The organism is Pseudomonas sp. Root401, from assembly GCF_001425105.1.
GTDB lineage: Bacteria > Pseudomonadota > Gammaproteobacteria > Pseudomonadales > Pseudomonadaceae > Aquipseudomonas > Aquipseudomonas brassicacearum.
The window spans coordinates 64906-77659 of the sequence record NZ_LMDO01000034.1 but is presented as its reverse complement, the minus strand read 5'-3'; the positions used below and the strand labels follow the sequence as shown (position 1 = coordinate 77659).

At 55.8% G+C, this 12754-nt stretch carries 21 protein-coding genes; all 21 read left to right on the top strand.

Going from position 1 to position 12754, the window contains the following annotated elements:
• Positions 1-9: 9 nt before the first annotated feature.
• The gene (locus ASC85_RS21980; RefSeq protein ID WP_057451312.1) at positions 10-2202 is read left to right on the top strand and encodes a phosphoadenosine phosphosulfate reductase domain-containing protein; all 2193 of its coding nucleotides are present in this window, start codon (positions 10-12) and stop codon (positions 2200-2202) included.
• A 53-nt stretch (positions 2203-2255) separates the two neighbouring features.
• Positions 2256-2597, top strand: a complete 342-nt coding sequence (locus ASC85_RS21975; protein ID WP_057451311.1) for a hypothetical protein — start codon at positions 2256-2258, stop codon at positions 2595-2597.
• The gene (locus ASC85_RS32745) at positions 2588-3007 is read left to right on the top strand and encodes a hypothetical protein (protein ID WP_177343177.1); all 420 of its coding nucleotides are present in this window, start codon (positions 2588-2590) and stop codon (positions 3005-3007) included. Before ASC85_RS21975 ends, ASC85_RS32745 begins: the two co-directional genes overlap by 10 nt.
• A 184-nt stretch (positions 3008-3191) precedes the next feature.
• A complete protein-coding gene (locus tag ASC85_RS21965) occupies positions 3192-3452 on the top strand; it encodes a hypothetical protein (protein WP_057451310.1) in 261 nt (86 codons plus the stop codon).
• A 217-nt stretch (positions 3453-3669) separates the two neighbouring features.
• Positions 3670-4350, top strand: a complete 681-nt coding sequence (locus ASC85_RS21960; RefSeq protein WP_057451309.1) for a hypothetical protein — start codon at positions 3670-3672, stop codon at positions 4348-4350.
• Positions 4351-4417: 67 nt separating this feature from the next.
• The gene (locus tag ASC85_RS21955) at positions 4418-5002 is read left to right on the top strand and encodes a hypothetical protein (RefSeq protein WP_057451308.1); all 585 of its coding nucleotides are present in this window, start codon (positions 4418-4420) and stop codon (positions 5000-5002) included.
• A 21-nt stretch (positions 5003-5023) separates the two neighbouring features.
• Entirely contained in the window at positions 5024-5413 is a 390-nt protein-coding gene (locus ASC85_RS21950; protein ID WP_057451307.1) for a hypothetical protein, read from the top strand.
• A 20-nt stretch (positions 5414-5433) separates the two neighbouring features.
• Positions 5434-5628 carry a hypothetical protein gene (locus tag ASC85_RS21945; RefSeq protein WP_057451306.1) on the top strand — a complete coding sequence of 65 codons (195 nt, stop codon included), beginning with the start codon at positions 5434-5436 and terminating at the stop codon, positions 5626-5628.
• Between the two features lie 15 nt (positions 5629-5643).
• A complete protein-coding gene (locus tag ASC85_RS21940) occupies positions 5644-5988 on the top strand; it encodes a hypothetical protein (protein ID WP_057451305.1) in 345 nt (114 codons plus the stop codon).
• 144 nt (positions 5989-6132) lie between these two features.
• A complete protein-coding gene (locus tag ASC85_RS21935) occupies positions 6133-7167 on the top strand; it encodes a hypothetical protein (RefSeq protein ID WP_057451304.1) in 1035 nt (344 codons plus the stop codon).
• Between the two features lie 103 nt (positions 7168-7270).
• Complete coding sequence (locus tag ASC85_RS21930; RefSeq protein ID WP_057451303.1) at positions 7271-7630, top strand: hypothetical protein; 360 nt, start codon at positions 7271-7273, stop codon at positions 7628-7630.
• A gap of 280 nt (positions 7631-7910) precedes the next feature.
• The gene (locus tag ASC85_RS32740; protein ID WP_177343176.1) at positions 7911-8396 is read left to right on the top strand and encodes a hypothetical protein; all 486 of its coding nucleotides are present in this window, start codon (positions 7911-7913) and stop codon (positions 8394-8396) included.
• Positions 8397-8446: 50 nt separating this feature from the next.
• Complete coding sequence (locus ASC85_RS21920; RefSeq protein WP_057451302.1) at positions 8447-8689, top strand: hypothetical protein; 243 nt, start codon at positions 8447-8449, stop codon at positions 8687-8689.
• 522 nt (positions 8690-9211) lie between these two features.
• Positions 9212-9799: a DUF262 domain-containing protein gene (locus tag ASC85_RS21915; protein WP_057451301.1), complete on the top strand. Its 588-nt coding sequence runs from the start codon at positions 9212-9214 to the stop codon at positions 9797-9799.
• 8 nt (positions 9800-9807) lie between these two features.
• On the top strand, positions 9808-10542 hold the full coding sequence (locus ASC85_RS21910) for a hypothetical protein (protein WP_057451300.1): 735 nt from the start codon (positions 9808-9810) through the stop codon (positions 10540-10542).
• Positions 10536-11039 (top strand): hypothetical protein, encoded by a 504-nt coding sequence (locus ASC85_RS32240; protein WP_156395679.1) that lies wholly within the window; start codon positions 10536-10538, stop codon positions 11037-11039. The genes ASC85_RS21910 and ASC85_RS32240 overlap by 7 nt, the downstream gene beginning before the upstream one ends.
• Positions 11040-11105: 66 nt before the next feature.
• The gene (locus tag ASC85_RS21905) at positions 11106-11333 is read left to right on the top strand and encodes a hypothetical protein (protein ID WP_057451299.1); all 228 of its coding nucleotides are present in this window, start codon (positions 11106-11108) and stop codon (positions 11331-11333) included.
• 263 nt (positions 11334-11596) lie between these two features.
• Positions 11597-11719 (top strand): hypothetical protein, encoded by a 123-nt coding sequence (locus ASC85_RS33460; protein WP_269085269.1) that lies wholly within the window; start codon positions 11597-11599, stop codon positions 11717-11719.
• Between the two features lie 9 nt (positions 11720-11728).
• The gene (locus tag ASC85_RS21900; RefSeq protein WP_057451298.1) at positions 11729-11956 is read left to right on the top strand and encodes a hypothetical protein; all 228 of its coding nucleotides are present in this window, start codon (positions 11729-11731) and stop codon (positions 11954-11956) included.
• Entirely contained in the window at positions 11953-12375 is a 423-nt protein-coding gene (locus ASC85_RS21895; RefSeq protein ID WP_057451297.1) for a hypothetical protein, read from the top strand. Before ASC85_RS21900 ends, ASC85_RS21895 begins: the two co-directional genes overlap by 4 nt.
• A 17-nt stretch (positions 12376-12392) precedes the next feature.
• A complete protein-coding gene (locus tag ASC85_RS21890; protein ID WP_057451296.1) occupies positions 12393-12722 on the top strand; it encodes a hypothetical protein in 330 nt (109 codons plus the stop codon).
• The last annotated feature ends 32 nt before the right edge of the window (positions 12723-12754 follow it).

The following is a 12754-nucleotide window of genomic DNA, read 5'->3' as shown; positions in this document are numbered from 1 at the left end:
CTCACCGACATGGGCATGCAACAGACCATCGCACTCTTGGACGTTACCGAGACTGTCACCTTTGAAAACGCCGCCCCGGCGCCCATCCTGGAACTATCCATGATGGAGAAGGTTGCCATCGCGGTACAGGCCATCAAAGCGCAGGTACTGGCTGGCCGTCACCTTTCCGTGGCCTGGAGCGGTGGGAAGGACTCATCTGTAACACTGTCCATAGCGCTGATTGCTATGCGTGAGCTGATCGCCGAGGGCGTGAGTGTTCCGACCTTGAATATCTGTCACTCAGACACCCTCATGGAAAATCCGGTGGTCACGGCTTACAACAAGCTGATGATCAAGCGCATGAATGAATATGCGGAGGTCAGCGGTATACCGATGCGAGTCTGGCTGGCTTCGCCGGGGCTGAGCATGGACTACCTCGTCTCGGTGATTGGTGGTCGTACCATCATGAGCGTGGGTAACAACACCAAATGCCAGCAAATGACCAAGGCCTACCCACTGGACAAACTCAAGCGACAGGTGCGCAAGCACATTGCGGCAGAGACCGGCGTAAAGGCCAAGGCCGTTCAGATCGTGTCGCTGATCGGCACCCGCTTCGACGAATCGGCGACTCGCGGTCGTGCGATGGCTGACCGTGGAGAGAGTGCCGTGGACGCGGTGGACGTGATGGAAGACGGTCAGTTGGTACTCAGCCCTATCGCCAATTTCTCGCAGTTCGACGTGTTCGAGTTCATCGGCTACGTGCGTTCGGAAAAGATCGAGACCTACGACAACTTCAACCAGTTGGTCGAGTTGTACCGCGACCTCAACGGCGGGGACTGTATGGTCAATGCCTACATCGCCGGTAAAGAGCAGAGCAAGGCTCCGTGCAATGCGAGAACAGGTTGCTGGACGTGCGCCCGCGTATCCCGCGACACCTCGGCTGAATCGCTCATCGCTGCTGAGAGCGGCGAGTATGCGTGGATGAAGCCACTGAATGACCTGCGCTCGTTTATGATCAAGATGCACTTCAACCCATCGGCGCGGGCTTGGCTGGCGCGTGACGTGGGCGAAGATGGTTGGATTACAGTTACCCCTAACGCCTACGGCCCGCAGTACACCCGGCAGCTGCTGGGGATCGTCCTCAGCATCCAGGCTGACGAGCAGATCGAGGCCCGTCGTCTCGGCATCGCACCGCGCTTCAAACTGTTGAGCCTCAAACAGATCATGGCTATCGAGTTGAATTGGGGGCGGTATGGCTATCAGCCCGCGTGGACTGCGATGAAGCTCTATCGCTCGGTTTACACCGAAGGCGAGCGCTTCCGAATCCCAGACTTGGAATCGATACCCGATTACACCGAGAAAGACGTGGCTTTCCGTGGTCGAGTTCCATTCGCCGACGCCCAGTTCAACGGCATATTCAGCGGTCTGCGTGACGTTGACGCGGCTGCGGCAGATTGCGAAGACCTGATTGTCAATCGCGATGGCCAGTACCTAACGAACGTCCAGGTGGGCAACGAGTACGACATTGACGACGAGGGCCTTGCCCTGTTCATGGAGTTCGAGTTCGACCGCGTGCTGGACAGCCAGCGGCTTAACGACACTCCGAACGCTGCCATCCACTATTTGCTTGGGTTGGGCACAGTGCAATTGTTCAAGGGGTCGCACAGCGACTGGGATCGCATGCTTCGAGTCAGCACCCAACTGACGCGCCATGGGTTGCAGCCGATCCTCAACGATCCACATGCCATCATCGCGCACCTGAACACTAAGCTTGCAGGTATTCACGGCGAGCAGGCCGATGCTTTGGCCATCGCGGTGCCCGCACCAGCGGGGGAAATCCAAGGTTCGCTCTTTGGATTCGAGGATGCCGGCGACGATCAAGCGCCAGCCGCCGAAACAAAAGCAGGTGAGGTTCATGAGCAGAATCAGGCTGGCACCGACTACGAGGCAAGCTACAAGGCAGTGATCACGCACATGGGTCTGGTGCATGGCAAAGCGTTTGATGCCCCATCCCTTTCCCAGATGCTCGCCCGTTCGTGCGAGTTGCTGGCTCAGCAGCCACTGACCTCGCACACGTTCGAAAGCTTCATGGCGGTTTGGGCCGCTGGATGCGCCGGCCATATCGATGATAACGGCCCCGACATTACCGCATACGAGCCAGCCGTTCTGGTGGCGTATGGCGTGCTGCTGGGCAGCGGCCTGATCCTCAAACCCAACATTTGAAACTGGCGAGCGCCAGCACCAAGCACCGTCCCCGTAAGCCGTAGGAGAAGACTGTGACCACAACCGCATCGATCCAAGATTTTGCCGCCGAACTTCAAGGACTGCGCGAAGTGATTCCGCACGCAGCGTCAGTAGGCGCAAGCCAAACGAACATATCAATCGAGCTGCTGGCTGCGCTGATTGAGGTGCATGACAGCACCACCGTCTCTGCAACCCAAGGCAGCGTGTCGATTAGCCGGGAGAACGTTGAGCATCTGCTGCACGCTCGCCGCGTACTCCAGCGCCCCGAGCAATCCCCTCAACGTATTCGCCACGCCCTGGCACACCGAATCACAACCATGTTGGCGCCGGCAGTCACCAGCAAAGCCCTAGAAGGAGAGCAACCATGCGTATGAAAACCGAATATCAGCTGGAGCGCGAGGCACGGTACAAGGCCGATGGTTTCACGATCATGGATGAAGCCAAACCCGAGATTGGGAAGCCGGTCGAGGCCGTGCGCGTCATACAGCCACGCGGTTTCGGTGGCGTTATCCTGCGCACGGAGTACAAAATCGTGCCCATCGTCCGTGAAACCGAATACGGCTACACCGACACGCTGAACGACGACCGCGCCCTGGCCTACAGCGCGTTCGAAGCTTGGCGCGAACTACAAACCTATGCCCCGTTGCTGATCAAGGAACCGAGCAATGCTCCAACAGATAGCCAGCAAGATACGTTCTGCGCTGGGTCTATTCACTCAAGCCGAGGTAGACCGGCAGATAGAGTTGGCCTGCAAAGTCGCTCGCGAAGAAGGCAGTCGAGCTGAGAGTGATCGGCTCGCGACCGAGCTTTTGCAACGCGGGGGCTTTGCTACGATCCAGCTGAATACGCACCCCTACGGCCTCCCACGCATGAAGTTCATCCAGCCCAGTGAAGCAACGCCCGTAAATGCGATGCGCCTGGATGACGGAATGATCATTGTCCGAAAACCAGACTGACGAGGTTCAACCATGCTTACCCGCGAACAGCTTGAGCAATTGGGTGAACACCTGCGGGGCACCTGCAAGCAGATTGGTGCCGCTGTCGAAGAACTCGAATTGGGCAATGATGTTGACGAAACTCGACTCGAAGCTGACCTACTGGATGTAGATACCGAGTTGTGTGTCCACTGCGGTTGGTGGCATGAGGTTAGTGAGTTGCAGTACAGCGAGCAGGAAGGCGGCGGGCTATGCGAGCAGTGCTGCGATGAGCTGGGCGTTGAGTTTGAATAGCAAAATTCTCGCTACCCAGGGTAGGCGCTGAGCGCGGGATGGGCGGGTTTCCCATCCAGCGGCCCCTGCTTGCGTCAGCCCCAACGCGCCACGGAATTATGGGCACCCATCTTGGGGATTGAGGATCTTCTCGATTGCCCGCTGCACAGCGATGACACAGCAAGGGCTCCTTGATACTGGGCACATCCCAAACAGATGCCCAGAAAGGAACCCCAGAATGAAAACCATGGAGCTGAACGGCCAACTGCTGAACCTGTACGTGTCGCTGACTCTTGGCGCTACGGAAGGTGAAGACCTGTTCTTCCCGTTCGACGACTGGGAGCACGCGGGGGTGACGTACAAGGGCCAATATTTTGAGCCCGAGAAGAATATCGCCCAGGTCTGGCCGCTAGTGTTGAAGCTGCGCATCAGCGCTCAGGACGTCGGTGATGGGCGCTGGGTTGTGACATTGCCGGCGCCGACGGACAGTCAAGCCGTACCGTTCCCGCCTTACTACTGCACGAATCCCCAGATCGGTTACCTGTACGCCATCGTGTGGAGCTTTTTCGGCGCGGAAGTCCCCAACTCCTACCAGTCTGTTGATGCTGGCCTCGTAGACCTCACAGCGTTCCATACAGCGACAAAGCAGGACGAGTCGCATTTTGAGGCAAAGCCCCTGATCAGCAGCTGGCACGCTCAAACTGCGCTCGAAGGGGTGAAAACGGCAATTCGCCGCGATGCCGATGAAAACTGCCGGGAGTTCTCCAACTTCGATGCTTTCTTCAACTGGTATGACGTGCTGACTGGCTACGACCAGATGGATGAGGAAGAAAGCATCGAAGGTCACAAGGAAATGCTCAAAGTCGCCTACGCAGAACTGGTGTCCGAAGGCTTCTTCACTGAAATTAAGTCCACTTGAGAAGTGTGAGACGAAACCACAGCGCTCCACAGATCGCAACACTCACTATTTTCTAGGAAATCCTGACATGGCAAGCTTCTATGTGTACTTCAATGGCACCTGTATCGACGTGGTTGAACACAGCACCGCTCGAAAAGCGCGTAACTTCGTAAATCGTGGTTACAAAAGCCCAGAACAGTGTGTAGTTGTTGAAGAGAGTGGTGACGTTAGCGCCGCGATTGAGCTTTCGAAAAAACTCTATGTTGCCGATGAAGCTTTTGAGGCGGAGGTGGCTAGCGTTATGGCTGACGCAGAGTTGACCGGCGCCGCCCGTGAACGAAGCGGAAAGACCATCTGCTTTAGCGAAAACATCAAAAAAGGTACGCATGGGATTCAGGTGCTTACCGACAGTGGTAAGTGGGAAGTCTTACTTGAGGGGGTAACCCTCGATAAAGCTCGGGACTTCATGCGTAATTTCGCCTTGTATTTCATTCAGACCGGACAGGCGAAGGCATCTGGTAACCAGCACACATGGATTTTCATAGGCGTGGAAGGTGGGGTAAATTGCTCGCCCTTCACCGGTTACCCTACCTGCAACGGTCGCGCACCGTGGCGCTATGAACCAGCTTGTAAAACCTGCAATGGCGGCGGGTTCGTGCCCGACTCCAACTAACGCTGATAAGGGCGCTACCACATGAAGTTTTCCGATTTTCCGAGAGTCACCCTGATCGAGTTCAGCGTAATGACACTTATCGCCTGCGCGGTAGCAGGCGGTGGAGTCTTCCTCTCAAGTCTAATCTTGGGCTTTGGCCTTGATTCTGCTATGAACGCAAGCGATGAGGTTGCCACGGCATACTTTTACAAAAGACTGCTTTGGACTCTGCCCTTTTGTGTGGCGGTTGGGATAGGCATGATCCATGGACACGCTTATCTCTACATGAGAAATGTGCGGAGAGTGGCCCCGTTGGAACACGAGCAGATTGGCGTTCGAGCAATTCGCCACAAGGTCTCGCAGTACGAGTTTCTTGCCGCCCTAGCGGTTCTGGCTGTGTCAACGATTGTGTTCTCGCAGATTGCACGTTGAGGGGCCAAAAGGAAAACGCCATGACCAACTTGTTGACTCAGGAACAGGAAGCCGAGGCTGACCGCCTTGCAGGCGCGCATGCGACGTTGCGTGACCGGGCTGTCGCGGCGGGCTATGGCAACAACCTCAGTGACGAAGACGTTGCCGAGCTGCGAACTGAAATGGCGGTCTTGTCGAGTCAGTATTTCGACCTAACCGGCGAAGCTCTGGAATAAACGGGAAAAGTAGTCATGAGCGACTGTGTGCCATACGCCATTCACATTGCCACCGGCGAGGATCTTCAAGCCGTCCTGTCCATTGCGCAGCGACGAGGCTGGGATAGCGTGAATGGCATGAATGTCGTAGCAGCTTGGTGCATGCTCCGTGATGATATGGGGTTCCAAATAACGCCCATGACACGACCGGAAAACCGTGTGACCTTGAAGCGTTTTCTGCCTACTCTGGACGTGACCAAAACTTACATAATCAGTGTCGCCGACCACTGGTTCACTGTTCGCGAAGGCCAGCGCTTTGATAAAGCAAACACTCATCCGAGAACCGAGGTGTTCGCTTACATCGAGGTTCGACAGCCCTAAACTCATTCCGGGTTTCGACTTCCCATCCTGGCTTCCGACGAGTTTCGTTATTTGGCTAAGCATGCCGATGACACTCCTATTTCCCATGGACACTTACTCCATCGAAAACGCGGGGCTCAACGCCCCTCTGATTGGAGCAAGAACATGGGCGCTACCGTCACCACCGGCAAACTGGTCGCAGCATTCAATAACGCCGACGGGAAAACCTTCTACGTCCTTTACGAAGAGACCTACGAGAAGAACGTGACCCCACGTACACCTCGCTGGGGCGCACGCGCTATCGGCGACTTGGCTGCCGTCATGCGCATCATCTTCTGGTCTGCATCCTCTTGCGAGGGTGGCATGCTCCAAGGCACTGGCGGTCGCAACATCACACCAGAGGGCTACATCGCCGGCTGGCTCAAGGAACTGGAGAACCCTGTAGAACTGGATGACTTTCAGTTCGAGCTTTCTGTTTCAAAAGGCTGGTCTGCTGTTATCGGCGAAGACGAATTCGTCAAGGTGAAGCCCCAGCTTGAAACAGTTGCCGGTGGTGCCGCACTGGCCAAGGCACTGGAAGACGGTCAGACCGTTGGCGCCTCTCTCTACGGCGACTCCGAAGCCCTCGGAGTAATCTTCAACGGCATCCACCTCGGCGCTTGGCGAATCCTCAAAAACCGCAGCACCCCGGTTTATGGCATGCGCAACCCCGCACTGGGCTACGCGCCAGCAAAAGCCAAGGCTTTCGCCGTGGAGTCGCCTCGCTTCCACAAAATCAACGCTGATTCCGACTGCATTCTGGTCAAGGGCGACGACGGCTGCTGGCGCTGTGACGGCTGGGCTTACAGCTACGTGGCCAATTACGTGACCAACCTATGGGAATCGGAACTGCAAGCCCCAGGCAGCTACCGCACCCGTATCAAAGCATATCGGGAGGCGATCAATAGCGCGCCCTTCATTCCGAGCCAAGGCGTCAAAGTCGTTATCGACACGGCTGTCTCGGTGGAAAGCTGGGAGCAAAGCAAAATCCAGCAAGCGGTCAAAGAGTTGGGCGCCAGCACCAAGGGCAGTGAGATTCACATCGAGGTGCCAAACGATTACAACCGGCTTTACACCGTTACCAGCCTTCCACCGGCTTGCACCAAGTGGGTTATCAGCGACAATGCCCCCACCGAGCAACTGAGCCTGCTGGCCGGCTGATCATTCCACAGCACTTCGCTCAATGCGGCCATGGTTCACGTTGATATGACGTAATCGTGAGCCGCAGCGGCCCTGAACACACAACCTCGAACAGGAGCGAACCATGGACTTGGGAATGACAGATGCCGACTACGCACGGATCATGGAAGAAGCCAACGCGTCAGCGCTGGAACATGACCGCCAGCAGCGACAAAAACGCGAGGAAGCCTTGGCGTATGTCGCAACGATTGTCGGGGCGCGGAAGCTCAAACACATCAACGAATTCATCGATGACTGTGACTACACCTGCGAGTTCGAAATTGCCGATTCCCATGCCGGCAATCGACAGGATGAACCGGGCACTGCGTTCCGCTACATCTACCTCGACCAATACAGCAATGGGGGCATGTCCGGCGACGACTTTGCCGGTTGGGTGTGGATTCCGCTGCCCAAAGGCAAGTACCTCAAGTTCCATTACTCTTGATCGGGAAAAGGCAGCGATGGCAGCTATGGCTTGGAATCGCAAAAGCTACGGCGTGCCAGCTCAGCGCGGTATTCGCGTTTTTGTACACCGGCTGCGGTCACCAGGAGTTCGGCCCCATACGCAGTGCAGCGAATGCTGGGCGCTCGAACATCCAGTTCGACGGCAACCGTTCAGTCCGCAGGTTGAAGCCACGGTTTATTAATCGCCACTTCACATAACAGGCTTCGGCAAATTTGTTTCGCTGAGACCACAACAATCGAATTTAGGGAACGTGTCATTCATGGCCAAGAACAAAGCATATTGCGTGAATCTGGACGGCATACACGAAGTGATGGTGGCAGCGCCCAGTCAGAAGGAAGCCGCCAAGTTGATCGGCACCACCGTCTACATGATGCGAGAGTGGGACGCTGGCGTGAACGACGAGGACGAACGACTTGCGCTGTCAAAGCCCGGCCAGCTATTCCGCAAAAAAGGTATCAATGGGCACTGGCAGCAAGTCGCGACTGCCGACTCCCCAGCCTCGGAATCGACGCCAATCACCAAGGATCAGTTCGACAGCGCTGTTGAGCGCCTGCTTGGTGCAGAGAGATATTCGAACTTGCTTCGCTCAGGCTATAACCGCCCAGACTTTTGCCGAGAGATTGCCCAGGACGCGTTCATTGGCCAGTTGCTGAAAGTCCCGACCAGCAACGAAGACATTGCAATCATCCAACGCGTGGCAACCCGTTTGTGGATCGGGGACGGTGTAGCTGGCCTAGCTGACTGAAAGTCCCACCAGCCTGAAAACAACTGAACGTCAAACCAGAGCGACGAAGAATGACCGGCGAAGTGAAAATTGAGGCAGACCTGTTCGAACAGCCTAGCGGTAGTGTCCGGGGAACTGTTACCGCAGGGATGAACGTCAAAGGCAAGCACAAGCGTATTGCCCATGCCTATCTGCTTGTGGGCGAAGCACCTACCATCACCATTGAAGTGCCCAAGTCTTTTCCGCTTGATCAGCTAGACACCCTGGCCGATGGCCTCAAGGCATTTGCCGCAACAGTTCGCGAGTACGGGTAAAGCCGACCCACCGCAGGTTCATTCGATAAGTCCGCGCATGCGCGGATTTCCGCCACCCATTTTGGGAGCCGACGATGAGCAACTGGGATGAATTGGGTTGAAACCTAAAGCTGGACGCTTAGGCTAGGAGAGTGATGCTTCGACAGCCAAGCCTTTCAATTTGTCGAAGCTCACCATGCTCCGGTGACGCAATGCTGCCAGGATATCCTCGTACAGGGCCAACCAAGCGGCAGAAAGATCAGCTGGTGCGGTTCAGATCAGCGGCTGTCCCCTTCTGCTACCGCTGACGGCACGATCAACGTCCAACACTGTGAGCATTGAGCCAGCCCAATGCGACCTTATAGCGCGCTAAGCCGGAAAGTGGGACAGCGACGCGTCCCGGCATTGAATGCCTCAGATCCTAGTTTGGCCCCCGAGGAATTTGCTGTGTTACGAGCAGTAGGTCGTGACACGAGTGTTCCTCGGACATACTGGGCACCTCAAAGAACGGACACTGTTGTCCCTCGGATACGGAATTCAACCATGGCACGCCAGATCAGCGAGTTCGAACAACATCTCGACACCCTTGTTAAGCCCCTGCGCACTGCACGCTGGTCTGCGGACTATCGCTGGGATGGCCTGGAACGCGCCTTGATTGGGCTTGGCGAAGATTACGGTGGCTTGGAGCTGATCCCAGACTTTCAGCGCGGGCACGTTTGGACGCCGGAACAGCAAGCCCACTACATCGAAAATTGCCTGCGCGGCGTCGTCCCGGTCAGCGGCTTGCTGATCCAGTTCAACAGTCCCAGCTGGAGCGATGTTACCAAAGCAGATACCGACCTTCCGCCCGGCCTGCAATGCGTTGACGGTCTGCAACGCTTCACTGCCATTACTGAATTCGTCAAAGGCAACGTTAAGCCATTCGGCTACTCAGCCAAAGAGTTGCTGAGCACTGCCTACAGCCCACGCAAGTTCTATGTGAAGGTCGCCGTCTATGACTTCACCAGCCGCGAGCAGCTTCTCACCCAGTACCTCGACTTGAACGCTGGAGGAACGCCTCACAGTGCGGCGGAAATCGAGCGCGTGCGTGGGCTGCTGGCCGAAGCACAAGCCAAAGCCGATAAGAACTGAGGCTCCATATGGATCAGCTAGCTGTGACAGCGTGGATTGCAACGCTGAATGCCGGTGATGCCGTGGCCGTCTACGACGGCATTAAGCGGCTGTTCGAGGCAAAGGTCGTCAGGCGAACGGACGCGGGAATGGTCGTGTGCAAGCCGGGAGGCACCTTCAAGCCGAATGGCTACCCACACGGGCAGCTGGCTGCTCAGTCGCAGCGGTTGCGTCCTGTAGATGCAGAGCCAGAGGATCAAGGCATCAATCCCGATGGCTTTGGCTTCTTTGACTTACTCGGCGACGAGTGGCAGGGCTACATCAACCTGTTCTGGAAAGACTTCGTTCTGGCGTGTGTGCCGCCTCCCCTGGCCACAGAGATTCGCAACGCGTTGATCCTCGCTCGCCAGAATGGGGATCGAACAGGTGCGCTTGGCGTTGCCGGCCATATGGAATTGTTGCCAAGTCCAAGCCAGCCAAAGGCAACCAGTCCGCGACTTGCCCGGCGCCAGCAGGAATTCACGCCGGGCAAGACCGTTCTTATCGCCAATCAGGGCAATCGCAATGAGCTGACGATCACTGCACTGGCTGACGGCACTTACGAGATTGACAACGTGCATGGGCCGCGAGGGAAGCAATGGATGGAGTTTCCGCGTGGCGGTAAGAGCATCGCATCGTGCAAGGCTACGGCCACGCGCATCATCGGTGAGCCCCAGGAGTGGGTTGAACCGGAATGTTCGACTCATGGTGATCATCAATGCTGAGTCGCGAGTTTATCGAATTCTGCATCGACGAAGGTGTGTGCTGCCTCTGCGGTAAGTCCATCCGCTGGGGACACGATGCCGTCTACACAATCAATGGGGCTCACTATGAGTGTCAGTTCCCTGATGGGAGACCGGCCTCCCCTATTGGGAACCTCTCACCGCTGATTTTCGGCAAGCAGGGCATAGGCAGCAGCGGCTTTGGTGATAGTCCCCATCCCGTGCTGGCCAGGGCAAATGGTGGCCACGTTCTGCACTGGGTGGTGCCCCAGACAGGCGTAGCGCTTTGCGGCCACAAGCCAAAAAACAACAACTGGAAAATGAAGGCTCGTGGAAGGTGGTTTTTGGTGCCTGCCAGCGCAGACCTCACTAAACGTCGCCTATGCCATTCTTGCGATGGCAAACACGACAAGGCATTTCCCAAGTCTCAAAATGCTGGTTCAGGGTGTACCGATACACAGCTGCTGCCAGCGCAGAAAGAACAAATGGTGGCTGGATGATGTGCAATTCAGTTAATCATTTTGAAGAATTCTAAATATGACATTACCCGTCCTAGGAATTGAACCATGACCGAAGAGCAGATCTACCCAGCAGAGCCTCTGGATGATAAGCGCCCGGAGTTTGAGGCAGGCGTTAAGCGTGTTGCAGTGGAGCGGTTTGGATATTCCGCTAGCGATGCGATGCTCAAAACCATTCTTGAGCGCAACCGTAACGGACGGTATGCAGTGGAGTGGGTGCGCGGCGCTTGGGAGGGCTTCAATTTGGCTCAGCCTCAACAGCTCGAAACGTTGTAGGAAATCGAGCATGAAGGGATCGTCGGCGGGTTTCATTATTCAGGTAAGCCCTTGCCGGGCTGGTGCTCAAGGTCACGACGCAGCTTGCCAGCACTGTCAGAGCGGTTCCCTGAACGGTGAATGGGAAACGGTGTACACGGGCGAGGATGAGTCACTGGGCGGTTATGAGGATTGGTTCTGTTGCCATACCTGCCGCGACGCCGGGCTGCCTTGTGAGACTTTCCACCGAATTCCGATTAACGCAGATCGCTAGGAAAACGCCCATGAACCGGAAGATTGAATGCCCTGAGTGCCATGGCCCGTTGAAGGTCATCGCATCGCAACCAGCCGATATCGAGAAGAAAGACAACCTGCTGGCACTTTTGTCCGGCAGCCTGGACACCTAGGAAAAGTCGATGAACAGAATTACCGCGATGTTTCTCAGCGTCGTCATTGGAGCCCTGGCCACTTACCAAGGAGGCGCGATCTTCTTTCGCTCAGGTAGCCAACTCGCAGTCGCCTTGGAAACTCACCTGCTATCCAGGCACACCGACACGGTGTTCTTTATGGCTTTAGTTGCGTTGATGTATCTAGTGCTGTCGTGGATTGCCGATAGTCACAGACACATTAGAAAAGAGCCATGACTGCAACCATTACACCGATCAAGCACGTCATCACCAATTGTTCGCGGTGCCATGCTTGGATCACTGAGGGCCAATCGACCATGACCATTACCGTCGCCAAAGAAACTTGGCACGGGCTTCGCGGAGAAATGGCAGAGGTCGAGGTTGAAAATGCGAAGGTAGCACTGCTGTTCTGCCGACACTGCTCCAATCTGTACGACTTCACACGGATTGCCGTTGGCCGAAGCCGAACGGAGGAAGATGAAGTATTGATAGCACTTGCAGAAGAGGCCGAAATTGAAGCCAACCGCGATGCTGCGGCAAAGGAAATGCAGGTTTCGCCAGAAAGGTTGTCGGCAGAACAAGTACGGGGCTGGATACTAGAGCAGCAGTACAAAGAGCTTGAGTCCGAGGGTTTTTTTGATCACGTCAAAAGTTAAGAGAAAACGATTTGGGAATGTTCGACGAGGTGAATTTCAGCTACAGGATGCCGGACGGCTTTGAGTCGAACGGCTTTCAGACAAAAGACCTCGACTGCCTGATGGATAACTACACCATCACAAAAGCAGGTCGTTTGGTTCTCGACTCGGTTTCTGTCCAGGTCGAACGTCCACTGGGGGACGTGAATTTCACGGGAACGCTCAACGTTTACGACACCGCTTTTTTGACGCGGCAATGGCACGAGTATGACCTTGAATTTGAGGATGGAACCCTAGTCGCTATTCGCTGCAAAAATCAGCCAGGCCAATTGCTTTTCGACCCTGCGCAGTACATCGACGAGGTATAGGACAACGACGTAAATATTCAGACTATTGAGCA